Here is a 25690-nt window from a genome sequence, read left to right as displayed (position 1 = left end):
TATAGTGGAGGAATTATTCCAATGCGAGACCCAAGATTACAGAAGCTGGCCGAGAACTTAGTCGGCTATTCTATTGATGTGCAGCCTGGTGAGAATGTTCTCATTGATATGATTGGAATGGGCGCCGAGCGTGAGCTTGCGAAGTGTCTTATTGAAGAAGTAGCTAAGCGCGGAGGTCGCCCCTTCGTAGAGACGAGTGATCGCTCTGTCCTCCGTTCCATGCTTCATCATGCGACGAAGGAACAGATAGAGACTTGGGCGGAGCTTGATCTGGAGCGGATGAAGAAGATGCAAGGCTACATAGCCGTTCGCTCCGGAGAGAACGTTAATGAGCTGGCTGATGTGCCTTCGGAGAAGATGCGCCTCTACGATACGATCTATCGCAATCCGATTCATTCTGAGCAGCGTGTGAAGCATACGAAGTGGGTTGTCTTGCGTTACCCGAACGCTTCAATGGCACAGCTAGCTAACATGACGACGGAAGCATTCGAGAACTTCTACTTCGATGTATGCAATCTGGATTACGCGAAGATGGATCAAGCGATGAACCCGCTGGAAGCGCTGATGAGCCGTACCGATAAGGTTCGGATCGTTGCTCCTGGGACAGACTTGAGCTTCTCTATTAAGGGCATCGGTGCGAAGAAGTGCGCTGGCAACCGCAACATTCCGGATGGAGAAGTGTTCTCTGCTCCTGTTCGCGATTCCGTTAACGGGAAGATTACTTACAACTCGCCTAGCGTCTATTCCGGCGTAACGTTCCAGAACATCTCCTTCACCTTCGAGCATGGCAAGATCGTTGAGGCGACCAGCAATGATACGAAGAAGCTGAATGAGATTCTTGATATGGACGAGGGTGCCCGTTACATTGGTGAATTCGCGATCGGGTTCAATCCGCACATCCTGCATCCGATGAATGATATCTTGTTCGATGAGAAGATTGCAGGAAGCCTGCACTTCACACCTGGTCAGGCTTATGAAGAGACGGACAATGGCAATCGCTCAGCGGTCCATTGGGATCTCGTGCTCATTCAACGTCCTGATTATGGCGGCGGAGAGATCTATTTCGACGATGTACTCATTCGCAAGGACGGTATGTTTGTTATTCCTGAGCTGGAAGCACTAAATCCCGATAATTTGAAATAATTGCAAATGAAGCGTTTTGCCTCTTGAACTACGGCCGCCTTTCAGGTTATCATGAGTTCATGGTTCGGTTAAGGTAAGCTTTACTAAAAATTCTGGAGGGATCTCCCATGTCTAACAACGCTGCTATCGTAGAAATTTCCCAAACAGCCAGCCAATTCCGCTCTTCCATCGTTCTTCAAGCCGAGAATAAATACATTGACGTGAAGAGTATCCTTGGTCTATTCACCACTCTCGTTGGCAACCATGCATATGAGCTGCATGTTCACGGCCCAGACGCCGAAGAAGCGAAGAAGGCACTCTCCGAAGTATTTGCCAAGCACAACTTGAATGTTAAGGTTGTGTCCGAGTAATTCCTACGATTCATGATTATTGATTATAGCTAGTGCAGCACTCCTATATTATTGTAGGAGTGCTTTTCCTTTTTAGGTCCTTGTGTATTCCCTCTAGATCGTCTAATATAAAAGATATAGAAGACGACGGAGTAAGCGTACAGGGGGGAAGAGGATGTCTTCACCGGAAGTCACGGTTCAATTGCATGAGAAGGCGCTGCGTCTGCTTGAAGAAGATGCTGCTAAGATTGAGAAGCTGATTGAAGTCCAGATGGAGAATTTGACCACCCGTCAATGTCCGTTGTATGAGGAAGTATTGGACACTCAGATGTATGGGTTCTCCCGTGAGGTGGACTTTGCTGTCCGAGCAGGGCTTATTGATGAACTGGCCGGAAGAGAGATTGTGAGCAAGCTGGAGCGTAACCTGGCGCGCTTATACGAAGCGCTGAATAGAAGAGAGTAGTCTCCGTGGAGACTACTCTCTTTTTTTTGACGTGCAACGAAGGGCTGATCATACTCTAGACTAAGAAGAATGCTACACCTAGAATGACGTAGACCATGAGGAGCAGCACCCCTTCGTACCAGTTCGTATTCCCATCTTGAGAGACGGACTTGGCTATGAACACGGAGACACCGATGGCCGTTAGCTCAATGGGTGTGAATACGATATCCATCGTAGGGCCGAAGAATGTACTGACAAGCACGAGCACCGGAGCGACGAATAAGGCAATCTGAAGCGATGAGCCAATTGCAATCTCAACAGCTGCGCCCATCTTGTTCTTCATTGCCAGCATGACCGCTGCACTATGTTCAGCGGCATTCCCGACGATAGCGATTACGAACGCTCCAATGAACAACTCGGAGAGACCGAACCTCTCACTGAAGGAGTCTAACGTATGGACGAGCCATTCACTGGTGAACGCGACCATAACGGTAGCGAGTACGAGATAGAGGATGGACCTCCACTTGGACCATGCTGGCTCCTCGCCGTGATCTCCCTTCATCTCGGGGTCAGACAGCACATCCTTATGTGTAATCATCGAGAAGACAAGCCACAACAAGTAAGAGACAATGAGTATGCCTGCTACTGTCAAGCTGAGCAGAGCATCTTCGTCAATGGAGAACTTCTCAACATTGACGAAGACGGCGGGCACGAACAGGCCGATCACGGCCATAGTCATCAGTGTGGAATTATGCTCGGCCAGCTTGTTATTGAAGACCTGCTCCTTGTAACGCAGACCGCCGAGCAGGATGCTAAGTCCAAGAACAAGCAGCAGATTGCCGATTATTGAGCCGGTTATACTCGCCTTCACCATATCGAATAATCCTTCCTTAACAAGGAAGATTGCGATAATGAGCTCGGCTGCATTGCCGAATGTCGCATTCAGGAACCCCCCCAGACGCTGTCCGGCGTAATGCGAGACACTCTCAGTTGCCTTGCCCAGGAAGCCCGCTACGAACACGATTGCAATGGCCGAGACTATGAATTGCACAGTCATGTCCCAGTGTAGGTAATGCCCCGCTGCGCTGAGTGCGAACATAGCGAACAACCCGATAAAAAATAGTTTTTGTCTCATGTACGAACCTCACTTCTTCCGATAATCAGTAAAAATCTGCAAATCCTCTATAAGAAAGATACCCCTGTGTAAACTTTCCTAATCAACCTGTCCTGCACATATTGATTCATGAGTAACCATCTATTACAATGAAATCAGAAATGGCAAATAGAGGAGTGGATCTTATGACCGAAGACCTCGATACAGGATTAATTCGAATCTCAGATGATGTTGTCGCAACCATTGCTGGACTTGCCGCCCTCGAGACACCAGGTATAGCCGGGATGTCCGGCGGGATCTCCGAAGGTCTAGCCAAGCGCCTTAGCGGTAAAAACGTGCAAAAAGGTGTGTCCGTTGAGGTCGGTCAGCTGGAGGCAGCGATTGATCTGCGTATTATTGTTCATTATGGAATTCCCATTCAGGAAGTATGCAGGCAGCTCCAGCTGAATGTTCAGGAATCAGTCGAGAACATGACGGGACTTCGTGTAGTAGAGGTGAATGTGAAGGTAGAAGGCGTCGCCTTCAAGGAAGAAGAGAATGAAGAAGTGCAGAACGCAAGATTAAGATAAGCAGTAGAACATAGAGCTGTCACATCACCAGGACTATCGCTAGCAGGTGCGCATACTTAAATATTGCAGCAAAAAAAACGGTACCTCCTTAGATTAAGGATGGTACCGTTCTATCGTCTTGGACGAGTTCCTTGCTCCGTACGATTCGACTCCCTGGATATGCTGAGCAGTATTCCCATACTTATCATCATGATGATAAGGGAGGAGCCTCCATAAGAGATGAAGGGCAGTGTAACTCCCGTAACCGGAATCGCATTAATGACACCGCCTATGTTGACGAAGGTCTGGATCGCAATGAGTCCGATAATGCCAACCCCTACTAAGGTACCGTATTGGTCTGGGCATCGCAGAGCAACGATTAGGCCTCTCCATAGGAAGAAGAGATAGAATAGCAGGAATAAGGTGCTGCCGATGAAGCCGAATTCTTCCGCGATCACGGCGAAGATGAAGTCATTGTATGGAAAAGGCAAATAATGAAGCTTCTGAACGCCGTTACCGAAGCCAGCTCCGGTAATACCGCCATGTCCGAGTGCTTCAAGTGACTCAACGAGATGGTAGCCGGTACCTTGCTCATCTGCTAATGGATCCATGAAGGCGGTTATCCGATTAATACGGTATCCCCATGCATCAGGCGAAGATACTAGCATAGAGATGCTTACGACAATGGTCATCGCGATGAGAGCGACAGCTCCCACAACGAATACTTGCTTCAGGTTAGCCCCGCCGGCAATAATCATAATGATGGCAGCAGCAGCAAGCACTAGACAGGAGCCGAGATCGGGCTGCATCATAATCAGGATTAATATGAGTCCGACGATCATAATAACGGGGAGCAGCCCCTTCTTGAAGTCTCGGAACTTCTCTCCCTTCTTAGAGATAAGAGCTCCGAGATATAGGATGACAGCCAGCTTCGCGGCTTCTGTAGGCTGTAGGCCCAGACCTCCAATATTGAACCAGCTGCGTGCTCCGTTAAGCTCGGCACCGACAATGAGAACAGCAATGAGCGAGAAAAGGACAGGCAAAAAAAACAGCATGAAGGCTTTTTTGTAGAGCGTATATCGGAAGTTCATACAGAACAACATCGCTACGGTACCAATAATAGCAAAAACAACTTGCCGCTTGGTAAAATGTAGTGCATCATAACCAAACTCTTCAGATGCCACCGCGATGCTGGAGCTCGCGCTGAATACCATCACGAGCCCGAATCCGACAAGAGCAAGAGTTAAAATCAGAAGCAGAAAGTCCGGTCTTCCACGGCTGCCAGTCTGCTGTGCGGTCTTCATGGCAGTTAAGCCAGAAGCTGTTTGAATTGCTCCAGCCGCTGTGTTGCTGTATTCAGGATAGGCTGAGGTACTGGAGATTCGTATTCAAGACCGTGCGGGAAGGTAGCCCGTCCAATGTAGACCGATTCAATCGCCAGTACGGCGTGAGGAGATTCCAGCTTGCCCTCCACAGCACGTGTGTTAATGCGTAGGAAGTATTCTGAGCCGCTAGCGCGGTCTTCCAGCTTCAAGTCGTATGTAGCGCGGTAGTATTCCCACTGCCAACGGACAAAGCCAAGCTTCTCCGCTGATTCATCGAGATGCGCAAGGTCGCTCTGAACACCGTTAAGGCCGGTATTTTCGATAATCATGGTTGTTCCTCCTCATTCGTATCCAATCAAAGTAGTCGTTCATTCCCATGATAGTATGTTTCCCCAGTCAGTGCAAGCCTTACTCGCCGAGTGAGAGGGGCCATTCGTGACAGATTGGCGAACGGAGGGCAATGCCCAAGATATGCTCCCAACATAGGATTCCTTCTGCTAAAATAGAGTTATGGAGATTGAACGGAAAGAGAGGCTTATGCGTTGAAAACAGTGATAGAACGAACAGAACAGCTGCAGCGTCTCTACCCTGATATGGTCCGGTGGAGAAGACATATGCATCAGTATCCGGAACTATCCTTCCATGAAGTGAATACGGCTCGCTGGATTGCGGAGCAGCTTAAGGTAATAGGCTGTGAGGTCAAGGAAGAAATCGGCGGTCATGGTCTGGTAGTCGATATCGTCGGAGGCAAGCCAGGTCCGGTCGTCGCCCTTCGTGCAGACATTGACGCGCTGCCTATTCAGGATGAGAAGAGCTGCGAGTACTCGTCCACAGTACCAGGAGTTATGCATGCCTGCGGACATGATGGGCATACCGCAGGGCTGCTGGCTGTTGCTGCCTATTATGAGCAGAACAAGGATCAGCTCGAAGGGGTTCGCAGATTGCTGTTCCAGCCGGCAGAGGAGACGACGCCTGGCGGAGCCATACGCATGATAGAAGCAGGCGCACTCGAAGGGGCACATGTCATATATGGCGTTCACTTATGGACCCCGCTTCCTTATGGACAGATCTCGACCAAGCCTGGACCATTCATGGCTGCAACCGATGAGTTCACCATTCATATCATTGGCAGGGGCGGGCATGGCGGCATGCCCCAGGATACGGTGGATACGGTCTTAGTCGGATCAGCCTTCGTTCAGGCGGTCCAGTCTATCGTGAGCCGAAGTGTCAATCCGCTGCACTCTGCGGTTGTTACGATCGGCGCTTTTCAAGCGGGAACAGCTAATAACGTCATTGCGGAGAAGTGCCAGCTGAAGGGCACCATCCGCTCATTCGATCCAGACACAAGGAAGCGAATCTATCGCAGGCTGGAAGACATCCTCGAGCATGTATGCAGGATGTATGGGGCGAGCTGGGAACTGGATCTGCGGGTTGGCTATCCGGCAGTAGTCAACGACGATCGTGAAGCTGGACGTTGTCTGGAAGCGGCTGCGGATATCGTTGGGGCTGACTCGGTCGTGACGGCTGATGCGCTTATGGTGGCGGAGGACTTCTCCTACTATCTGGACAGAATTCCTGGCTGCTTCACATTCGTAGGGGCAGGCAATCCGGCTTGCGGAGCAGCATACCCGCATCACCATCCGAAGTTCGACCTGGATGAGCGGGCTATGGTACATGCCGCCCAGTTCCTCATCCATTCGGCTGAGAGCTACACGGCACAGTGGATCTAGTCTCAGTCCAATCAGGGCTGAACGAGCAGATGCCGCATGAATCACGAGCAATTCGGCTAACCTAATCTTCGGATTATCTCACAGAGAGTTGGAGGGTTAGCTGGACATGCGGGATAAGTTAGTGAAGGACTTGATGAGCAAGGATTGCGTCTCCGCAACGCTCCAGGACAATATCTACGAGCTTGCTGTCCTTATGAAGCAGCATGATATTGGAATGGTGCCGATCGTCGAAGGGAAGAAGCTGATTGGGGTCACAACGGATCGTGATCTTGTGGTCAGAGGCTATGCCGAGAAGCATTCAGGCTCAACAGAGGTTGCTCAGGTCATGACTAGCGACGTGGATACCATTCATTCGGGAGCAACGGCTGATGAGGCGGCACAGCTCATGTCGGCTAAGCAGATACGCAGACTGCCGGTCGTGGATCATGGCGAATTGATTGGCATGATCTCTCTTGGAGATCTGGCTATTCGTGAAGTGTTCGTGGATGAGGCTGGGGCAGCATTAAGCCAGATCTCGCAGCCAGGAGAGAACCATCTATCCACTTACCATTAATAAGGAATGTATAAGGAATGAAGCCCATCCTGCATAATCACCGCATGAGCGGTTGGTGCAGGATGGGCTTTTTTAATAGGGAGCGCGCTAATGAACAGCTGTGTTACTCCTTCATTCCACATCTGCCCATTGGGCAGCAAGTGTTCCTTCGGCCGTATAGAGTCTAGCCGGATCGCTCTCCGTATTGTTCCATATGTTGCTCGCCTCCCACTGCAGAGTCGTTGAATTCGAGGCAGGCTTGCTTGAGCTGGAGGTCTTGGTCGAGGAGACGGTGACCGATGCTCCAGGCCGCAGTTCATAGGAAGGGAATTGGAAGCTCTGCTCTCCGCGCACGCTGACGAGCCGCCATCCCTCAAGCGCAATAGCCTTCGCCGATAGGTTCCTCAGTAGAACGGTCTCCCCTCGCTTGTCCACCTCCATCGTAATTCCGCTGGCCCCAGGCTTCGGGCTGGGAGAGGCACCGGCTGAATCATGGTCCAGTCCCCATATTCCCTTATCAGTTGATCGTGCCTTCCTCTCCAGCAGCTTGTAACTCTCCTCTAACGCTACGTTAGGAGCGATAATCATCGTACGAGCAAGCCCCTTGTTCAATAGGGTCTCATTAAGCACGGTTCCGTCTCTAAGCGTCACGACAGCTAGCACCCTGCCATAGCGGTCAGTGGGCTCTCGATCGAAGGCCAGCTTCACCTCGCCGGATTGCTCCAGCGCCCGCTTCGTATAATCGGAAGCTTCGGGTCCGAGCGGCTGAACGGGCGTCTTAGGCTTCTTCGTCTCAGGGGTGTCAACATAGAGCAGGCGAATCGTCTCCTGTTCACCATGCACCTCAATCTTGAATGTATCTCCATCCACGGTGTCGGTAACGGGATACCAAGTGTCCTCTTGTAACGGCTGGCCCGCCATCGGTTCCGTAGAGGCCGTTCCAGCGCAGCCCGTCTGCAGGATCATAAGGATAAGGGCAATGAATAGTCGGTTCATGAATGCAATCACTCCTATAGGTGTACCAGCTTCTGTGCTAGGAAGTGTATCGCATAATGAAGGATTGGACAATCCCCATGTTGGCAGCTGCTGCATATTATGGTGTCGTTGCAGTCATACTGTATGTAAAAAGGGACTGGGAGGAATCGCCATGACTGCGAGCACGGACAAGCCGCTGATCGTACAGCCAGACTGCACAGTGCTGCTGAATGCGGAGCATCCTGCAGGCGCAGCTGCACGAGAGCGGCTTAGCTTATTCGCCGAGCTTGTGAAGAGGCCCGGAGGCATTCATACGTATCGGATGACCCCGCTATCGCTATGGAACGCAGCATCGACCGGCATGACCGCGAACCAGATGATGGACTGGCTAACTGCGTTCAGCCGATATGAGATTCCATTCGAGGTGGAATCCCTCATCCGTAAGCTAGTGGGCCGCTACGGCAAGCTGACGCTTATGGTAGAAGAGGGTATTCTGCAGTTGATAGGGGATCCAGAGATCATGGACGAGCTGGTCACTCATTCCTCCATTGGAGAATGGCTGACGGAACGGATGGACCACGGACGATGGAGGATTAGGGACGAGGGAAGAGGTCCGCTCAAGCAAGAGTTGACCCGATTCGGATTCCCAGTCGTAGACCTGGCAGGCTACCATACAGGGGAAGCCTTGCCAGTGTCGCTGCTGAAGAAGACGAAGAAGGGCAGGCCGTTCGAGCTGCGAGATTATCAGAAGCAAGCGGTCCAGCTGTTCCACCGTGAGGGAACCGTGCAAGGAGGCAGCGGAGTTATTGTGCTGCCTTGCGGGGCAGGCAAGACCGTTGTAGGTATTGCTGCTCTCGCGGAGCTTCGCTCAGCGACCTTAATCCTAACCTCCAATGCGACGTCAGTTAAGCAGTGGAAGCAGGAGCTGCTCGACAAGACGACTCTGGAGAGTGTGGATGTAGGTGAATATGCAGGAGAGCTCAAGCAGGTGTGTCCGGTTACGATTGCAACCTATCAGATCTTGACGAGCCGCAAGCGCAAGGGTGATCCATTCCCGCATATGAAGCTGTTCTCTGATCGGGATTGGGGACTCATCATCTACGATGAGGTGCACCTGCTTCCCGCTCCGATCTTCCGGAAGACCGCCGATATTCAAGCGACTAGAAGGCTCGGGTTAACAGCGACGCTCGTTCGAGAGGATGGCTGCGCCGAGGATGTCTTCTCCTTAATCGGGCCTAAGCAGTATGATCTGTCCTGGAGAAGCTTAGAGGACCGCGGTTATCTCGCAGAGCTTACCTGCCGGGAGATTCGCGTGCCACTTCCAGAGGCAGCTGCAAGAAGGTATTATGCCTCTGACTTGCGTCCTAAGGGGAGAATTGCCGCTGAGAATCCAGCCAAGCTGCTCGTCGTGAAGAAGCTGCTGGCCCGGCATGCCGGCATGCCATGCCTGATCATCGGCCAATATCTGCAGCAGCTGCATAGGCTGGCTGATGAGCTCGAAGCGCCGCTTCTCACCGGTGAGCTGCCGCAGCAGGAGAGGGATAAGCTGTACGAGGCGTTCAAGTCCGGACAGCTGTCTGTCTTAATCGTGTCCAAGGTGGCTAACTTCGCAGTAGATCTTCCAGATGCAGCTGTAGCTATCCAAGTATCCGGCAGCTTCGGCTCAAGGCAAGAGGAGGCTCAACGGATTGGACGAATTATTCGGCCCAAGCGAGGAGACAATCGTGCTTACTTCTACACCATTGTATCGGATGCTACGGTTGAGCTGGAATACGCAATGAAGCGGCAGCTGTTCATGCTTGAGCAGGGGTATCATTACGAATTAGAGACGGAAGTAGTATTCATTGAAGGGGGAGAGCAGGAGGCGGTATCTCCATGAATAGGAGTGAGATTGCTGACAAGCTGACTGATGAGGAGCTTCAGCGAATAATGAAGGCGGCTTGCTGGATCGGCGCGAGGGAGAAGGGTCTGGGCTGGCTCGAAGCCTCTGCAGATCCCGAGCAAGTAACCGAGGCGCTCCGAAGGATGCCACACTTCGAGAAGTCGGTGCTTGCCTCTATGCTGCGAAGCTATGGCCCTATGCCAGTTCCGGAGGAGCGGCTGCTTGCTCATGCCCGCCAGGAGACATTGCTCTCTGGAGCAGAAGTGAGGCTAGGAGTGGAAGGGCTGCTCGCTTCCGGGTGGCTGTTCAGTGTGCGTAAGTCTTGGGGGGAGAGGCTGCTGTTCGTACCGAGAGATGGCTTCGCTCTATGGTCGCAGCGGCTGCACCCCTGTCAGCTGCGGCCTCTGGCAAGAGAGTCCTTGCAGGAGCTTAAGCCTTGGGGGAGGAGAAGCCGCTTGCTTAGCAGGCAGCTGCTGGCTATGTTCACCGAGCTGGCGCTTAGCGGTATGGAGCTGACCAGCAAGGGAGTGCTGCCGAAGAAGACGATTGGGAGAGTTGTCACTCGGCTTGACCTTGACGAAGAGGCTCTTCATACTCTCCATCTTAAGCTGTCCCGCCACAAGGATTACCCAGCGGCCTTAGCTGTAATGCTTGATACAGCGAAGCGAATGGGACTGCTCCTGCAATTGAAGGGGCATTACCGATTGAATGAGCGCATATTGGATCGCTGGCTGGCCATGGATTCCGCAGGCAGGGAAGCAGAATTGATAGGCTGGATGTCCGACCGCTATACCGTCTCTAATGTGCTCACGGCTCATGCCGCAGCGGCTCTGAGAGAGCTTCCTGCTGGCAGCTGGTACCGAACCGAAGATCTCATTCATTGGTTAGCAGACATGATGGGATTCGGCGAAGATGACGAGGAGCCTCGCTTAGCTTGTGAGGGCTGGCTCGCCATCGTACAGAGCTGCGGCTGGGTGGAGCAGGGGATAGGAAGCCATGAACGCGTATTCCGAGTGACCGCCTCTTCCTTGCCTGATACAGTGGGAGCATCAAGCAAGGATCTCCTGATTATTAACCCGGACGGAGAGCTGCTGGCTGGTCCTGACTGTGACTATCGGCTCCGCTGGGAGCTGGGACTTATAGCTGAAGTGAGCTCGGACGAGTTCATGACGACCTACCGGTTGACTAGAGAATCTGTTGCTAGAGCAGTCAAGCAAGGGCGCACCTTCGATGCGCTGAGTGAGGTGCTGATGAAGGGCGCAGGTGTGAAGGAGCTGCCACCAACAGTCGTGTCCATGCTTGAGAGCTGGACTAGACAAGCGGATCAACTCCGAATGGAAGAGGTAATCCTGCTTCGCTGCGACAGCCCTGAACTGGCGGATCAACTGGCTTCCCATCCGCAGGTGAAGCCTCTGCTTCAGGAGAGGCTTAGCTCAACCATCTATGCAGTATCCCGTGAGGATGCTGCCGAACTGAGGAGGAAGCTTGCCCATGCGGGCTACCTTGCGGGACAAGCACCGGTTAACGACGGTGTAACATACCCGAATCTGTTCATTCAGGCAGGCAGCGATACAGCAGATGAAGGGGCAGGAGAGGACAGCGGCGTCTCGGCGGGCGAGGTATATGATGAAGCGGCGGTGCATCATTACGAATGGATTCGTATGGAGCATAGGCCGATTGAGGATTGGTTCCCTGAGCTTCGCGGAGTTCCATCCATGTGGATGCAGCAGCTCCGAGCGTATCACGCTTCAACGCGGAGAGAGCTGCTAGAGCAGGCTTTGAGCTGGCGAACGGCTGTTCAGCTTCGCCGCGAAGGGGAGCTTGTTGATTTTGTCCCAGGGAAGCTTGAATTCGGTCATGGAGGTTGGGCAGTTAGAGGCATGATTAGAGAGGCCGGCAATCCTCGCGAAGAGGTATTGACTCCGGACATGTGGCAAGAGATGAGAATTATCGTGCCTGGCCTCAGTCAGCCTCAATAATCAGCTCTACCTATTCTCATCTGGCGTATGATATGATAGGGTAGAAGTACGTATAGGGAGATGAGGTGGACCATTGCTAACTGCCGTTGATAGTATGCACAGCAGAGATGATCGGCTGCAAGGAGATAGCAGCGTGTCTTCCATTGATATGGCATCGCTCCTGCTCTGCGCCTATGAATTAGGGGATTGGATTAATCAATCGGCCGAAGTGGCCGAATATCAATATTGGAACAACCTGGTTAATGAGGATGTACAGGTGAAGGGTCTGCTGAAGCGATTCGCCAAGGCGAAGGAGCTGTTCGAGGAATGTGAGCGGTTCGGCAGATTCCATCCGGACTATCATGCAGCTAAGGATGCCGTCAATCTGGTGCAGCAGGAGCTGGATGAGTTGGAATGTGTGGCCCGGTTCAAGCATGCAGAGGATGCTGTGGATACGCTGCTCTATGACGTATCCAAGATGATTGCACAATCGGTGTCCGATACGATTAAGGTCCCGAGCAATGATCCAGGTGTCAAGGGTGGAAGCTGCGGGAGCGGCGGATCATGCAGCTGCGGCAGCGGAGGCTGCGGTTAAGCAGCCAAGCATGACATACACCCAAGCGAGGCAAGCAGCCAAGCATGATATAAGGACATGTAAGCTAGTATATGCAATAGACGACGGGCAGGCGGAGGGAAGAGATGTTACCGGAACGAACAGGGTATATTATATGGGTAAGTGATCTGAAGGCAGCAAGAACATTAGAGAAGTACGGAACCGTACATTATATGTCTCGCAAGATGCACTATGTAGTCATGTATATGAATGCCGATCGGGCAGAGGATACCGCTCGTAATATTGGCAGGCTTCCCTTTGTTCGCAAGGTGGAGCGTTCGTATCGGAATGAGATTAAGACCGAATATACTAGTGATGTGCCGGACAAGACAAGATTCTACAGTATATAACCAGATCTCATAGAGGTTTTTCACATGATCTTCGTGTGAAGGGCCTCTTTTTTTACATAGCGTTACCCATAATGTTACATTATTGGGGAGGCTTTATTTTATTGTTGTAATCTCGGACAATCATGGTAAAATGGATGAATATAGAGATATAGTTATAAAGCCCTGGTTCCTGGGGAGGAGTGGAAACGCGATTGAAAGATAAAATGACGAACAGATGGAGCACGTATGAGTCGTTTTATGTCACACTTGGCGACAAGAGAGTAGCAGATATCGTGATAACGAACCACGCCAAGAGCCGCTGGGCAGACCGTGTCGAGAGCGAACGCACAGGGTATGAGGATATCGCGCTGTTCCTGTGGGAATGCTTGAAGCAAGGACGCGTAGAGCCGTATTATCGCAATGAGCAAGACGTATACTTAATTGATGATGATCTTGTATTCGTGGCTGAATTCTCTGAATCACCATCGGATACAGACTTGCTGGGCAATCCGCTCCACAAGATGATTGTCGTCACCTTCTTAGGGAGGATGTCTGAGACGATTGAGCTTAGAGATTTGAAGTCCTATTACTCTTGGCTTAGACATTCTCGAAGAATGACTCTAATTAAGAACAGCCGTAAGAGAAAGTAAAAGGAATGAACAAATGAATGTTGAGAAGTATGCCGCAACTCTTTCCCTGAGCTGCGGTATGCTTCTTTTTTCTGTGCTTCTATGAGAATAACGGCGTACATGGGATGCTAGTTGCAGCTTACATGGAGGAAAATGAAATGTTTTTAAGATGTTGAGACTTTGTACAAGGTTTGTAGTATAATGTGGGGAATAAAGTGAAGGAAGGGAAAGGTATGGCTCTTAATTTTCATCAATTGCACATCTTCTATACGGTAGCTGAACGGGGCAGCTTCTCAGCTGCAGCACAAGCTCTACATATGACTCAACCAGCGGTAACGATGCAGGTACAATCGCTTGAGGACTACTTCGGCACGAAGCTGCTGCTACGGTCGACGAAGCGAATCGAGCTGACAGAAGCGGGCAGGGCGCTCATGCCTTATGCACAACGCAGCATTGAATTGATTCGTGATACGGACGCCGCTATGTCGCTGTTCACGAAGCAATTGAAGGGGAGGCTGCAGCTAGGCGCTTCCTTGACGATCGGGGAATATATTCTGCCTCGGCTGTTAGGTCCGTTCGGACAGGAATATCCGACCATCTCCATCTCTATGAAGGTCATGAATACCGCTCAGATTATGGAAGACATTCTGAATCATCAGCTTAACTTCGGGTTGATAGAGGCGCCGGTTAACCATCCTGATATGCATATGGAGGCGGTTATGAGCGACGAGCTGAAGCTGATTGTATCTAAGGACCACCCGCTGGCCGATCGACAGAGTCTAACGCTGGCGGAAGTAGCGGAATATCCGTTCGTCCTAAGGGAGCAAGGCTCTGGGACAAGGCTCGTCATGGAGGAGCAGTTCAGGAAGAAGAAGATTGATCCTGCAAGTCTTAAGGTAGTTATGGAGCTCGGAAGCACGGGTGCGGTGAAGTCGGCAGTGGAGGCGGGACTCGGCATCTCGCTGCTATCGACTTCATCGGTTAAGCACGAAGTTGAGCTGGGGCTGATCAGAATCATTCCGATCTCTGATTCGCAGTTCAAGCGTCAATTCTATTCCATCTATCTGAAGTCGGCTCTGCTTCCCATCTCAGCTGTTACCTTCCTCACCTTCCTGAGAGAGAGGAATCTGCAGCAATGGCTATAGAACGAGCGGATCTACACACCCATACGACTGCGTCAGATGGAATGGACTCTCCGTCGAGCAATGTCCGCCTTGCCGCAGAGGCAGGCTTGTCTGGTATCGCCATTACGGATCATGATACGGTTGCCGGAATAGAGGAAGCGATCCGGGAGGGGCAACGGTTAGGCCTTACTGTCATTCCTGGAGTTGAATTAAGCACGGTCGCTCGTGGGAATGATATTCATATTCTAGGGTACTTCATACGCTGGCAAGATGAGGAGTGGCTGACTAGGCTCCGCTCCTTGCGCGACACGAGGAACAAGCGCAATGAGATGATTGTAGATAGACTTGTGCAGCTAGGCGTCCCTGTAACGATGGAGCAAGTCATCGAGATTGCAAGGCAGAAGCATTCGGGCAATCTGCCCGGTTCGACGGTCGGACGGCCGCATATTGCCGAAGCTATTATCCGGGCAGGAGCTGCTGCTACGATGCAGGAAGCCTTCGACCGGTATCTGGCCGTCGGGGCAGCCGCTTACGTGAATCCACCCCGCATTGACCCAGTTGAAGCGCTGAAGTGGATACATGAAGCAGGAGGGGCAAGTGTCATTGCTCATCCGGGGTTATATCACGATGATGAGCTGGTTGAAGAGATTATTAAGCAAGGTGTAACAGGCATTGAAGTGTACCATTCGGATCATGGGACACCGGAGGAGACGAGGTACAGCGCGCTGGCCGCTAAGTATGGGCTCATCACCACCGGAGGTTCAGATTATCATGGAGCGCGCAATGGGACCTTATACCATGGCGCTGTAGGCAGCCGGTGGACTAGTATGGATGCTGTAAGGCGGCTAAGCCGAGAGGCAGGGGGCTCAAGTGATGATGGAACGACGTCTCTATACAATTAAGGAAGCCTCTATGCAGACCGGATTGTCCACCCAGCTCATACGCAAGTGGGAGGAGCGATACGAAGCCGTCACCCCTGAGCGCATGCCTAATGGCTATCGCGGGTACACGAAGCTGGACCTCGATACGCTAGGCTGGCTGAAGAAGCGAGTGGATGCAGGTGTTCCGATCGGGATGGCTGTATTGGAGTGGAAGAATGAGATCTACGGGACGACTGAGAGCAAGGTGCTTGAGCTGGACCAAGGACCAAGACAGGACAAGGCAGAGACCCATACCGATGACTGGAAGCAGCCTATTCATCAGCTTCTTCACTACTTCAAGCAGCTTGATCTCGACAGCGCACAGCGCTACTATGAGCAGCTCATCTCGATTCACCATCTAGACTACCTGCTCACCCATATTCTCGAGCCAGCCCTGGTAGAGCTGGGAGACCGCTGGGAGAGAGGCGAGATATCCGAATATCAAGAGCACTTCGGCAGCCACTTCATACGGGATAAGATGCTCTCCATCCGCAATCTATACCGGCCTGCTCCCGGGAGCCCGCTGCTCGTCACTGCATGCGGTCCTGGGGAGAGGCATGAGCTCGGGATTCTATTCTTCGGCTTCTATGCCCAGCAGGAAGGCCTTCGTGTCGTCTACCTAGGAACGTCCCCGTCGGAGAAGGGAATCATGGATTGCCTTACCGATCTCAAGCCGGCGGCATTCACCTTCAGCTTCTCCATCAGCGAACGGCTGGAGGCCTCCATTCCGTTCCTGCAGGAGCTTGACAAGCGCATCCTTGACAGCGGACAATCCACCTTGGTATTCCTCGGGGGTCGGGCAATCACTGAGGAAGGCCTGCTCCCGGGAACCGAGCGTGTTCATCTCATCTATGGGGATGGCAAGAGTGCCGTTGGCCAAATAAAATCGCGGCTTGCTGAGCAAGCCGCGAGGGATAAGAAAAACTAGCTTCTAACTTGATAGGGCAATGCCTTCAGACGCTGTTCATCCGCTGTGATGAACAGCGTCTTCTGATGATCATAGATAACGTAGCCGGGCTTCGCTCCGCTAGGCTTGCGCACATGCCGGATGTAGGTATGATCAACAGGCACCATGCTCGAGGACCGAGCTTGACTGTAATAAGCGGCAAGCATAGCCGCTTCCTCCAACGTCGCATTCCCGTAATCAGTCCCTCTGATGACGACATGAGAGCCCGGGATGTCCTTCGTGTGCAGCCAAGTGTCGCTTGGCGCTGCGAGGCGATTCGTTAAGTATTCATTCTGCGTATTGTTCTTCCCGACGTAGATCGGGACCCCTTCAGAGGAGGAGTAGCACAGAAGAGCGGGCTTCGCAGACTTCTTCTTGCCCTTCTTGGCGCCTCGCTTGCTCCGATCGCGCAAGTATCCTTGCTCTACAAGCTCCTCGCGGATCTCATCAATATCGCTAATTGCGGCATTGTCCAGCTGCTGCAGCAGACCTTCCAGGTACGCAATCTCTTCATGGGCAAGTGTCATCTGCTCCGCGACGACCGATAAGCTGTTCTTATGCTTCGTATACCTTCGGAAGTATCGCTGTGCGTTCTCCGGAGGGGTCAGCTGAGGATCAAGCTCAATCGTCACCTCGGTCTGTTCTTCATCATAGAAGTTCACCAGCGTCACCTGCTTGTCGCCCCGCTGAATCTGATGCATGTAGGCCGTCACCAGCTCGCCGAGCACTCTGTACTTCTCCGCATCCTTCGCAATGTTCAGCGTCTCCTGCAGCTTGTCCAGCTTCTTCGTATTCTTATTCCGCTCGTTATGGAGGAATCGAATGAGATCCGCTACTCGCTGCTTGACCGTATCCCGCTCCGCCTTGTCCCCGTAGAAGTCCTCCAGGCAGACACTGATGCTGTCATAAGAGTCGGTCTTGCTGCTCTCGATATGAGTTAACTCCGTAATGGTGAAGTAAGCCTTGCCCTTCCCGTCAACTACGATCGTAGGGGTATACCGTTGATTAACGGAATCCTCGATCAGCCTGTTGAACGCAGGCCAGAGTTCTTCAGTCTCCCAGCTGCCCGTCTGTACACCGCTCCGGTGAACGATCTCCTTAGCAAGCAGAGGGCTGAGTCCGCTGAAGGTGTCAACGAGCTGCTGCATCGGGCTGCTCTCCGTGGAAGGGGGGCGGCTGACTTCTAATGAAGCATCAGCATGAACTTCGGCAGCATCAGCACCTTCGGCCGCTTGCATGAATCCGAGGAAGGCATCAAGAGTGCCCGCAGCCATCGGATTCGCCTTGCCTTGATCGGGCGGTGCCACATAGGCTGCACCAGGCATAATGATTCGATAACTGCTGATGGATGGCGTCACATGATGGATTCCATCGTGAATCGTGCCAGTAGATGGATCCAGCAGAATAATATTGCTATGGCGACCCATAATCTCAATGATAATCGTCCGGAAGTTCAGGTCTCCGAGTTCGTCACGCTGTCGGATATCCATATGGATGATACGTTCATTGTCAATCTGCCTGACGGCTTCAATTAAGCCGCCTTCGCAATATTTGCGGAGCAGCATGCAGAACATGGGAGCTTCCATTGGATTCGTATAGGAAGCTGTCGTGAAGTGAACACGAGGATAGGTGGGATTAGCGGACAGCAGCAGCTTCCCCTGTGCCCCGTTCCCGCGAATGCTGAGGACCAGATCATGTGTACTGGGCTGATGAATCTTATGAATACGAGCGCCAACACATCGTTGGAGCTCATGTACGATAGAGCGTATGACGAAGCCGTCTAATGCCAAGATGATCGTTCCCTTCTATGTAGAGCTCTTCCTATCATGCCATAGTTGAAGTGAAAACTTAAGTCCTTCCTGGGATAAATTGAAGATTGTCCGAATAGAGTGAGATAGGAAGGCTGTCCGTATGGAAACTTGTGGCTAAGCAGGGTAGCCGTAACTCGGGAGGGAACGAAGCAATGGATCAGAAGAAATGGCATCAATTAAGCAAAGGGGAGCTAATCGATATCCTGGACAGTTCACCAGAGAGCGGACTAACTGCTGAAGAAGCAGCGGATCGGCTAGCGAAGCTGGGACGCAATGAGCTGACGGAGGGCAAGAGGGTCTCTCCAGTTATGCTGCTGCTCAATCAATTCAAGGACTTCATGGTGCTCATCCTAATGGGTGCAACGCTGCTCTCCGGCCTATTAGGGGAGTATCTCGATGCTATTACTATTGTAGCCATTATTATCATTAATGCCCTATTAGGGTTCGTTCAGGAATTCCGGGCGGAGCGATCGCTTCGCGCCCTAAGGGAAATGTCAGCGCCAGCAGCCAAGGTCATTCGCGGAGGTGTTCAGCTGTCCATTCCTGCGAAGGAGCTTGTGCGCGGAGATCTGATTCTGCTCGAGAGCGGAGACCGTGTTCCCGCTGATGTCAGATTCATTGAAGCGAACAGCTGCTATGCGGAAGAGTCGGCGCTAACCGGGGAGTCTATGCCGGTTGGCAAGCATGCTGCAGGCATTGCTGAGGAAGATCTGCCGCTGGGCGATCAGAAGAATACCGGCTTCATGGGTACGATGATTACGCGGGGGACGGCGAAGGGGATCGTCGTGAAGACGGGGATGGACACCGAGATGGGCAAGATTGCAGGGCTCATCCAAGAGACAGAGTCTATGGAGACCCCGCTGCAGCATCGACTGGAGCAGCTAGGCAAGATTCTGATTATCGTCGCAGTAGGACTTACTATAATGGTTGTCGTCGCAGGCATCCTGCATGGACAGCCTGGGTACGGCATGTTCTTAGCTGGCGTTAGCCTGGCTGTAGCTGCAATACCGGAGGGGCTGCCTGCCATAGTGACGATTGCACTTGCTCTTGGTGTGCAGCGGATGATTAAGCGCAAGGCCATCGTGAGGAAGCTTCCTTCGGTCGAGACGCTCGGCTGTGCCTCTGTCATCTGTTCAGACAAGACTGGAACGCTGACTCAGAACAAGATGACCGTCACGGATGTGTGGCTAGGCGGTCGTAATCTGAAGGTGACGGGCGAAGGGTATGAGCCTCTGGGGGGCATCCTTGAAGGCGGGAAGCCGATCGATGTGAAGCATGATCTTACACTTAGGCGGCTGCTCCAAGTATCCGCTCTCTGTAATAATGCTGTCCTAACGAAGGTTGAAGCGGAAGAGCCGAAGCGCCGCAAGGCGAAGGAAGAGCATGCCGAGTGGGTGCTGAAGGGAGATCCGACGGAAGGGGCGCTTGCCGTCCTGGCGTCCAAGCTGGGCATGTCTGCGAGCTCGCTCGAGGGGCTGTACAAGCGAGAGCAGGAATTCCCGTTCGATTCGGAGCGCAAGCGGATGTCCGTCGTCGTCACACACCAAGGAGGAAGGCTGCTCTGTACGAAGGGAGCTCCTGACGTGCTGATGGAGCACTGCTCCTATATTCTGTGGGATGGGAAGGTAGTGCCGTTCACCGCTTCGCTGAAGCAGAAGTGCGCGGATGCCGGGGAAGCGATGGCGCATCAAGCGCTGCGGGTGCTTGGCCTCGCCTACCGAGACCTGCGGCCATCTGATCTATTCGAGAGAGAAGAGCAAGCGGAGAGCCAGCTTGTATTCGTCGGCCTGACCGGTATGATTGATCCTCCGCGCCGCGAGGCAAGAGAAGCGATTGCTACCTGCAGGCGCGCCGGCATCAAGACCGTCATGATTACAGGCGATCACCTCCTTACTGCAGAAGCGATTGCGGGGCAGCTTGGCATCATGCCGCGCGGCGGAATCGCACTGAGCGGACGCCAGCTGGAGGCGATGACGGAGGAGCAGCTTGACCGAGTGGTCGACAACGTCTTCGTGTTCGCTCGCGTATCCCCCGAGCACAAGCTGCGGATCGTGAAGGCGCTGCAGCGGCAGGGGCATGTCGTTGCGATGACGGGCGACGGGGTGAACGATGCACCGGCGATTAAGGCGGCTGATATCGGGATCGCCATGGGCATTACCGGCACGGATGTATCCAAGGAAGCGTCTTCGCTCATCTTGAGTGATGATAATTTCTCCACGATAGTAGCTGCCATTGAAGAGGGGCGTGCCATCTACGAGAATATTCGTAAGTTCATTCGATATCTGCTTGCCTCCAATGTCGGAGAGATTATGACGATGTTCCTGGCCATGATGGCGGGGCTGCCCCTGCCGCTCGTTCCCATACAGATCTTATGGGTCAATCTGGTCACCGATGGACTTCCAGCAATGGCGCTTGGCGTCGATCAGGCGGAGAAGGATCTTATGCAGCAGAAGCCGAGGTCAGCGAAGGAGAATATTTTTGCAAGGCGGCTCGGTTGGAAAATCATCTCAAGAGGCATACTCATCGGAGTATGTACCCTTGGAGCCTTCTGGGTTACGCTTCGGACGGCGCCAGGCAGCAGTGAGCAGCTCCTGCGAGCTCAGACGGTCGCCTTCGCTACGTTAGTGATGGCCCAGCTCATACATGTGTTCGATTGCCGCAGCTCCCGCTCCATCTTCCACCGCAACCCGCTGCAGAACAAGTATCTCGTGCTGGCTGTACTGTCATCCCTGCTGCTCATGCTCGGCGTTCTGTACATTGAAGCGCTGCAGCCGATCTTCAAGACGGTTCCGCTGAATGTTCGGGAGTGGTGCCTCGTCTTCGTAGCCGCCGGAATTCCGACCTTCTTCATGGGGATTGGCAGCGTGCTTGGTTCCTCTAACCGGAGGAAGAAGCCTGCGAAGCTGAACTTCGGTCCTCGGGAAGCCGCTAGGTGACACAAAAAGTGCAAATGTTCGTCTGATTTATGAATAGCCTTTCTCCCCCTAATGCGGTATGCTAGGAGGCAAGCATATAGGGCAAGGGGAGTGCATAGAGAATGGAATTTACGAAGATGCATGGCTTGGGGAACGACTTTGTAGTGATTGCGGGAGAGCAGGAGCTGCCGGCTAATGCGGCTGAGCTTGCTGTCGATGTGTGCAACCGATTCTTCGGCATAGGAGCAGATGGACTTGTCTATATTCTCCCTTCAGAGAAGGCGGACTTCCGGATGCGTATTATGAATTCAGATGGGTCGGAAGCAGAGCAATGCGGCAATGCTATCCGCTGTGTCGCCAAGTATGTATATGATCATAAATTAACGAGCCAGGAAGAGATTACGATCGAGACGCTTGGAGCTGGCGTACAGAAGGTACAGCTTACGGTGGACAACGGAGTTGTACAGAAGGTTCGCGTAGATATGGGAGAGCCCATCCTGAACGGTCTGCAGGTGCCGACGACCGTGGACGCCGAGCAAGTGGTGGAGCATCCAATCGAAGTGGATGGACAGCAATTCCGCTTCACAGCTGTATCCATGGGCAATCCGCACTGCGTCATCTATGTCGATGATGCTGTGAACTTCGACCTCGCACAGTGGGGCCCGAAGCTGGAGACTCACCCGATGTTCCCTCGCAAGATTAATGTGGAGTTCGTAACAGTCAAGTCTCGCAGTCATACCGATATGCGAGTATGGGAACGCGGAGCAGGACCTACGCTTGCTTGCGGTACTGGGGCTTGCGCGACGGTGGTTGCTTCCGTGCTTAATGGTCTGACTGACCGCACAGCAACGGTATCGCTGAAGGGCGGAGACCTGCTCATTGAATGGAACGAGACCGACAATCATGTCTATATGACTGGGCCTGCTGCGGAAGTGTACCGCGGGTCGCTGTAGACGAGTGTCCGATGCAAGGATTGGAGTGAATAGATGATGCTGTTACGTGAAGCGCTCCAGCAGCGCATCCTAACAGGAGACGGCGCGATGGGAACCTATCTGTATCAGATGGGGTTCCCTGTCGGCGTTTCTTACGAGGAATTCAACCGGAGCCATCCGGATGTCATAGAGAATGTGCACCGCCGGTATTATGAAGCGGGAGCTAGAGTCATCGAGACGAATACGTTCTCGGCGAACAGTGAGAAGCTGTCTATATATGGCCTTGAGTCCGAAGTCGAGGCGATTAACCGGGCAGGCGTGCGAGTTGCCCGCGCGGCAGTAGGCTCAGATGCCTATGTGGTCGGCGCTGTCGGCTCCATTCGCTCAGGGAAGCTGAAGAATGCGGAGCCGCGGACGATTATAGACGCCTTCGAGCGACAGATGGCTGCTCTCATCGATGAGGGGGCTGACGGGCTGCTGCTCGAGACGTTCTACGATCTGGATGAGCTGCTGCTCGCCCTGCGTGCCGCAAGGTCGCTTAGCAATCTGCCTGTCATCTGCCAGTTCGCTGCTGAGGATGTAGGGCGTACGAGAGACGGGATTCCGCTGCTTGAAGCATTCCGCCGCCTGCAGGAGGAGGGAGCCGATGTCATCGGCTTCAACTGCCGGACAGGCCCTAATGGCATTATGCGGGCAATTGATACGATTAATGGCCCAGTGGGCGTGCCGTTGTCTGTATTCCCCAATGCAGGGATACCGGATTATGTAGACGGCAAGTATACGTACTCCACCGCTCCAGAGTACTTCGCAGATTATGCCCGCAAGTTCGCGGATCAAGGCGCTCGTATTATCGGCGGCTGCTGCGGGACGACGCCGGAGCATATTGCAGCTATGGCTGCAGCCTTAGAGGGCTATGCTCCGCAGCTGTCTCAATCAGCTGTCGCTGCTGAGCCAGCTAATTCGCCAATTGAGATCTCTGTACCAAGCAAGACTCAGCCTGAAGTAACGACTCATGGCACAGGGAATGACTTAGGCGGCGAGGGTGTGGAAGCTAGCATTGTCGATCTCGTGAAGGAGCGCCATACGGTCATCGTCGAGCTTGACCCGCCTCGTGATCTTGACATACGCAAGTTCATGGCTGGTGCGGAAGCGCTGAAGGCTGTAGGGGCAGATGCCATCACGATGGCGGACAACTCGCTTGCCGTGACCAGAATGAGCAATCTCGCGCTTGGCGCGCTCGTGCAGGAACGTATCGGTCTTAGGCCGCTTGTTCATATCGCATGCCGAGATCGCAACTTGCTCGGTACGCAGTCCCATATGATGGGGCTGGATGCATTAGGCATTAATCATGTGCTGGCGGTGACAGGAGACCCTTCTACCTTCGGCGATCTGCCGGATTCCAAGAATGTGTATGACCTCACTTCCTTCGAGATGATTCGGATGATTAAGCAGCTGAATGAAGGGATTGCCTTCTCCGGGAAGCCGCTCAAGCAGAAGGCTAAGTTTGTCGTAGGGGCTGCCTTCAACCCGAATGTGAAGCATCTGGATAAGGCTGTTCAGCGCTTGGAGCGCAAGATCGCATCTGGTGCTGATTATATTATGACCCAGCCCATCTATGACGCAGAATTAATGGAGCGAGTAGCCGAGGCGACGAAGCATCTCAGCATTCCCGTATTCATCGGGATATTCCCGCTAGCGAGCGGGCGGAACGCGGAGTACCTGCACAACGAAGTGCCGGGTATACAGCTGTCAGACGAGGTGCGCAGGCGAATGGCAGGGCTTGAAGGTGAAGCTGGCCGGGCAGAGGGCGTGCGCATCGCCCAAGAGCTGATCGACCATGCATTGCCGTATTTTAACGGAATTTATATTATGACTCCGTTCATGTTCTATGACATGGCGGTGCAGCTAACCCAGCATGTATGGGATCGAACAGGCTCACCACACAGCAAGGTTTGAACCGCATAATAGGGGAAGAAGCGAAGGAATGTGGCGATTTTCGCAGGAATTCGCTTTTTCCCTTGTTCGATTGTGCAAAATCAATTAAAATAGTTTTCAATAGATACGGATGGATGGTTAAGCAACAATTCGATTGTCCTTGTATCTGAGGGAAGGTCTGCGTGGTGTCAAGGCTGAGACATACGTATGCTCCGGACACTTTTCGTCAAGAATAGTGCAATGGTTCTGTCTGGTAAGCTTGGGAAGGACTTCATCGTACTAACAATTATAATAGATCTTGATTGATTCGAGCAGTTGCACGAGGAAGACCGGAGGGGAACCTGACATGGCCATCAAACTTATTAATATTGGATTCGGCAATATTGTATCAGCTAATCGTATTATCTCGATCGTAAGCCCGGAATCGGCTCCGATCAAACGCATCATTCAAGAAGCACGCGACCGGCATATGCTCATCGATGCGACCTATGGCCGCCGCACACGCGCAGTTATTATTACCGATAGCGATCACGTCATTCTATCCGCGGTTCAACCGGAGACGGTAGCGCACCGTCTGTCAACGAAGGATGACGATCACGACGAATAGTACGGGGAGTTATAATGGATAAGGGATTGTTAATCGTATTGTCCGGCCCATCCGGGGTCGGTAAGGGAACCGTATGCTCCGTCCTGCGGAAGCGGCTGCCTGAACTAGTCTACTCTGTATCTGCGACCACCCGCGCTGCAAGGCAAGGGGAAGTGGACGGAGTCAATTACTTCTTCAAGTCCAAGGAGCAGTTCCAGGATATGATCGCTCGCGATGCATTGCTGGAATATGCTGAGTATGTCGACAACTGCTACGGCACACCGCGAGACTTCGTCGAGCGAACCATTGCCAGCGGGCGAGACATTATTCTAGAGATTGAAGTGCAAGGTGCGCTGAAGGTGAAGGAGAAGTTCCCTGAAGGCGTATTTATTTTCCTCATGCCTCCATCCCTGGATGAGCTGAAGCAGCGAATTACAGGTAGAGGAACAGAATCACAGGATACGATTAATCACCGGATGTCTGTGGCTGTAGAAGAGATTAACTTGCTGGAGCATTATGATTACGCGGTCATCAACGATCAGATTGATGCTGCTTGTCATCGAATTGAGAGTATTATTGTAGCTGAACATTGCCGCCGAGATCGGTTCGTTAAGAATCTCACGGAGCTTCAAGCCGCAACAACCGAGAAAGCCTAGAAAGAGGTGCCCATTCATGCTATATCCTTCAATTGATGAGATGATGACTAAGGTAGACAGCAAGTATTCCCTCGTGGTCGCCGCTTCCCGCCGTGCACGTATGCTTCGCAACGGTGACAAGTCCGAGCTTCGCAACCCAAGAGCACGCAAGTTCGTAGGTGTCGCGCTGGAAGAGATCTACCACGATATCGTGGTGGTTGAAGCTCGCGAGACAGGCAATAACTTAAGATAATCTTTTGATAATCAGGAGGGGGCTGTCTCAAAAGTAGGTGTGCTCACTTGAGGAGACAGCTCGCTAGGATGGAATAGTTGCAAA

25 protein-coding genes are annotated in these 25690 nt (G+C 52.6%); 20 read left to right on the top strand and 5 right to left on the bottom strand.

Going from position 1 to position 25690, the window contains the following annotated elements:
* The first annotated feature begins 21 nt into the window (after window positions 1-21).
* From ACFO9Q_RS16415 to ACFO9Q_RS16405, 3 genes are all read left to right on the top strand, one after another.
* The gene (locus ACFO9Q_RS16415; protein ID WP_379183986.1) at window positions 22-1143 is read left to right on the top strand and encodes an aminopeptidase; all 1122 of its coding nucleotides are present in this window, start codon (window positions 22-24) and stop codon (window positions 1141-1143) included.
* A 107-nt stretch (window positions 1144-1250) separates the two neighbouring features.
* On the top strand, window positions 1251-1493 hold the full coding sequence (locus tag ACFO9Q_RS16410) for an HPr family phosphocarrier protein (protein ID WP_379183984.1): 243 nt from the start codon (window positions 1251-1253) through the stop codon (window positions 1491-1493).
* Between the two features lie 154 nt (window positions 1494-1647).
* Entirely contained in the window at window positions 1648-1935 is a 288-nt protein-coding gene (locus ACFO9Q_RS16405) for a DUF1507 family protein (RefSeq protein WP_379183982.1), read from the top strand.
* 55 nt (window positions 1936-1990) lie between these two features.
* Here the strand turns inward: ACFO9Q_RS16405 and cax are convergent, their stop codons facing one another.
* Complete coding sequence (gene cax / locus ACFO9Q_RS16400; protein ID WP_379183980.1) at window positions 1991-3049, bottom strand: calcium/proton exchanger; 1059 nt, start codon at window positions 3047-3049, stop codon at window positions 1991-1993.
* 164 nt (window positions 3050-3213) lie between these two features.
* Here cax and ACFO9Q_RS16395 point away from each other — a divergent pair, with 164 nt between their 5' ends.
* Window positions 3214-3597 (top strand): Asp23/Gls24 family envelope stress response protein, encoded by a 384-nt coding sequence (locus ACFO9Q_RS16395; protein ID WP_379183978.1) that lies wholly within the window; start codon window positions 3214-3216, stop codon window positions 3595-3597.
* Between the two features lie 110 nt (window positions 3598-3707).
* Here the strand turns inward: ACFO9Q_RS16395 and ftsW are convergent, their stop codons facing one another.
* Window positions 3708-4880, bottom strand: a complete 1173-nt coding sequence (gene ftsW / locus ACFO9Q_RS16390) for a putative lipid II flippase FtsW (RefSeq protein WP_379183976.1) — start codon at window positions 4878-4880, stop codon at window positions 3708-3710.
* A 5-nt stretch (window positions 4881-4885) separates the two neighbouring features.
* Window positions 4886-5230: a YugN family protein gene (locus ACFO9Q_RS16385; RefSeq protein ID WP_379183974.1), complete on the bottom strand. Its 345-nt coding sequence runs from the start codon at window positions 5228-5230 to the stop codon at window positions 4886-4888.
* A gap of 213 nt (window positions 5231-5443) precedes the next feature.
* Between ACFO9Q_RS16385 and ACFO9Q_RS16380 the strand changes: the two genes are divergently transcribed.
* Complete coding sequence (locus ACFO9Q_RS16380) at window positions 5444-6631, top strand: M20 metallopeptidase family protein (RefSeq protein ID WP_379183972.1); 1188 nt, start codon at window positions 5444-5446, stop codon at window positions 6629-6631.
* Between the two features lie 106 nt (window positions 6632-6737).
* Entirely contained in the window at window positions 6738-7184 is a 447-nt protein-coding gene (locus tag ACFO9Q_RS16375; RefSeq protein ID WP_379183970.1) for a CBS domain-containing protein, read from the top strand.
* Between the two features lie 111 nt (window positions 7185-7295).
* On the opposite strand, the gene ACFO9Q_RS16370 is transcribed toward ACFO9Q_RS16375, so the two are convergent.
* Window positions 7296-8159 carry a thermonuclease family protein gene (locus tag ACFO9Q_RS16370; protein WP_379183968.1) on the bottom strand — a complete coding sequence of 288 codons (864 nt, stop codon included), beginning with the start codon at window positions 8157-8159 and terminating at the stop codon, window positions 7296-7298.
* A 151-nt stretch (window positions 8160-8310) separates the two neighbouring features.
* On the opposite strand from ACFO9Q_RS16370, the gene ACFO9Q_RS16365 reads away from it, so the two are divergent.
* The 8 genes from ACFO9Q_RS16365 to ACFO9Q_RS16330 all read left to right on the top strand — a co-directional run bounded on the left by ACFO9Q_RS16365 (window position 8311) and on the right by ACFO9Q_RS16330 (window position 16521).
* Window positions 8311-10017: a DNA repair helicase XPB gene (locus ACFO9Q_RS16365; protein WP_379183966.1), complete on the top strand. Its 1707-nt coding sequence runs from the start codon at window positions 8311-8313 to the stop codon at window positions 10015-10017.
* Complete coding sequence (locus tag ACFO9Q_RS16360; RefSeq protein ID WP_379183963.1) at window positions 10014-11999, top strand: helicase-associated domain-containing protein; 1986 nt, start codon at window positions 10014-10016, stop codon at window positions 11997-11999. The genes ACFO9Q_RS16365 and ACFO9Q_RS16360 overlap by 4 nt, the downstream gene beginning before the upstream one ends.
* A 94-nt stretch (window positions 12000-12093) precedes the next feature.
* The gene (locus tag ACFO9Q_RS16355) at window positions 12094-12573 is read left to right on the top strand and encodes a YlbF family regulator (RefSeq protein ID WP_379184582.1); all 480 of its coding nucleotides are present in this window, start codon (window positions 12094-12096) and stop codon (window positions 12571-12573) included.
* A gap of 104 nt (window positions 12574-12677) precedes the next feature.
* The gene (locus ACFO9Q_RS16350) at window positions 12678-12941 is read left to right on the top strand and encodes a YlbG family protein (protein WP_379183961.1); all 264 of its coding nucleotides are present in this window, start codon (window positions 12678-12680) and stop codon (window positions 12939-12941) included.
* 191 nt (window positions 12942-13132) lie between these two features.
* Window positions 13133-13570 (top strand): hypothetical protein, encoded by a 438-nt coding sequence (locus ACFO9Q_RS16345; protein ID WP_379183959.1) that lies wholly within the window; start codon window positions 13133-13135, stop codon window positions 13568-13570.
* 212 nt (window positions 13571-13782) lie between these two features.
* The gene (locus ACFO9Q_RS16340; protein WP_379183957.1) at window positions 13783-14694 is read left to right on the top strand and encodes a selenium metabolism-associated LysR family transcriptional regulator; all 912 of its coding nucleotides are present in this window, start codon (window positions 13783-13785) and stop codon (window positions 14692-14694) included.
* A complete protein-coding gene (locus ACFO9Q_RS16335) occupies window positions 14685-15575 on the top strand; it encodes a PHP domain-containing protein (RefSeq protein ID WP_379183955.1) in 891 nt (296 codons plus the stop codon). Before ACFO9Q_RS16340 ends, ACFO9Q_RS16335 begins: the two co-directional genes overlap by 10 nt.
* On the top strand, window positions 15547-16521 hold the full coding sequence (locus ACFO9Q_RS16330) for a MerR family transcriptional regulator (RefSeq protein WP_379183953.1): 975 nt from the start codon (window positions 15547-15549) through the stop codon (window positions 16519-16521). The genes ACFO9Q_RS16335 and ACFO9Q_RS16330 overlap by 29 nt, the downstream gene beginning before the upstream one ends.
* Here the strand turns inward: ACFO9Q_RS16330 and ACFO9Q_RS16325 are convergent.
* Entirely contained in the window at window positions 16518-18329 is a 1812-nt protein-coding gene (locus ACFO9Q_RS16325) for an Rqc2 family fibronectin-binding protein (RefSeq protein WP_379183951.1), read from the bottom strand. The genes ACFO9Q_RS16330 and ACFO9Q_RS16325 overlap by 4 nt on opposite strands.
* 173 nt (window positions 18330-18502) lie before the next feature.
* Between ACFO9Q_RS16325 and ACFO9Q_RS16320 the strand changes: the two genes are divergently transcribed.
* The 6 genes from ACFO9Q_RS16320 to rpoZ all read left to right on the top strand — a co-directional run bounded on the left by ACFO9Q_RS16320 (window position 18503) and on the right by rpoZ (window position 25606).
* Window positions 18503-21286, top strand: a complete 2784-nt coding sequence (locus ACFO9Q_RS16320; RefSeq protein ID WP_379183949.1) for a calcium-translocating P-type ATPase, SERCA-type — start codon at window positions 18503-18505, stop codon at window positions 21284-21286.
* Window positions 21287-21387: 101 nt separating this feature from the next.
* On the top strand, window positions 21388-22218 hold the full coding sequence (gene dapF, locus ACFO9Q_RS16315) for a diaminopimelate epimerase (protein ID WP_379183947.1): 831 nt from the start codon (window positions 21388-21390) through the stop codon (window positions 22216-22218).
* A gap of 33 nt (window positions 22219-22251) precedes the next feature.
* Entirely contained in the window at window positions 22252-24153 is a 1902-nt protein-coding gene (locus ACFO9Q_RS16310; RefSeq protein WP_379183945.1) for a bifunctional homocysteine S-methyltransferase/methylenetetrahydrofolate reductase, read from the top strand.
* A gap of 325 nt (window positions 24154-24478) precedes the next feature.
* Complete coding sequence (gene remA / locus ACFO9Q_RS16305) at window positions 24479-24739, top strand: extracellular matrix/biofilm regulator RemA (protein WP_020615370.1); 261 nt, start codon at window positions 24479-24481, stop codon at window positions 24737-24739.
* A 14-nt stretch (window positions 24740-24753) separates the two neighbouring features.
* Window positions 24754-25374 (top strand): guanylate kinase, encoded by a 621-nt coding sequence (gene gmk / locus ACFO9Q_RS16300; RefSeq protein ID WP_379183943.1) that lies wholly within the window; start codon window positions 24754-24756, stop codon window positions 25372-25374.
* A gap of 16 nt (window positions 25375-25390) precedes the next feature.
* On the top strand, window positions 25391-25606 hold the full coding sequence (gene rpoZ / locus ACFO9Q_RS16295) for a DNA-directed RNA polymerase subunit omega (protein WP_379183941.1): 216 nt from the start codon (window positions 25391-25393) through the stop codon (window positions 25604-25606).
* Window positions 25607-25690: the final 84 nt, after the last annotated feature.

The organism is Paenibacillus sp. GCM10023252 (assembly GCF_042653305.1).
Taxonomy (GTDB): domain Bacteria; phylum Bacillota; class Bacilli; order Paenibacillales; family Paenibacillaceae; genus Pristimantibacillus.
This window is presented reverse-complemented; position numbering and strand designations above follow the sequence as displayed.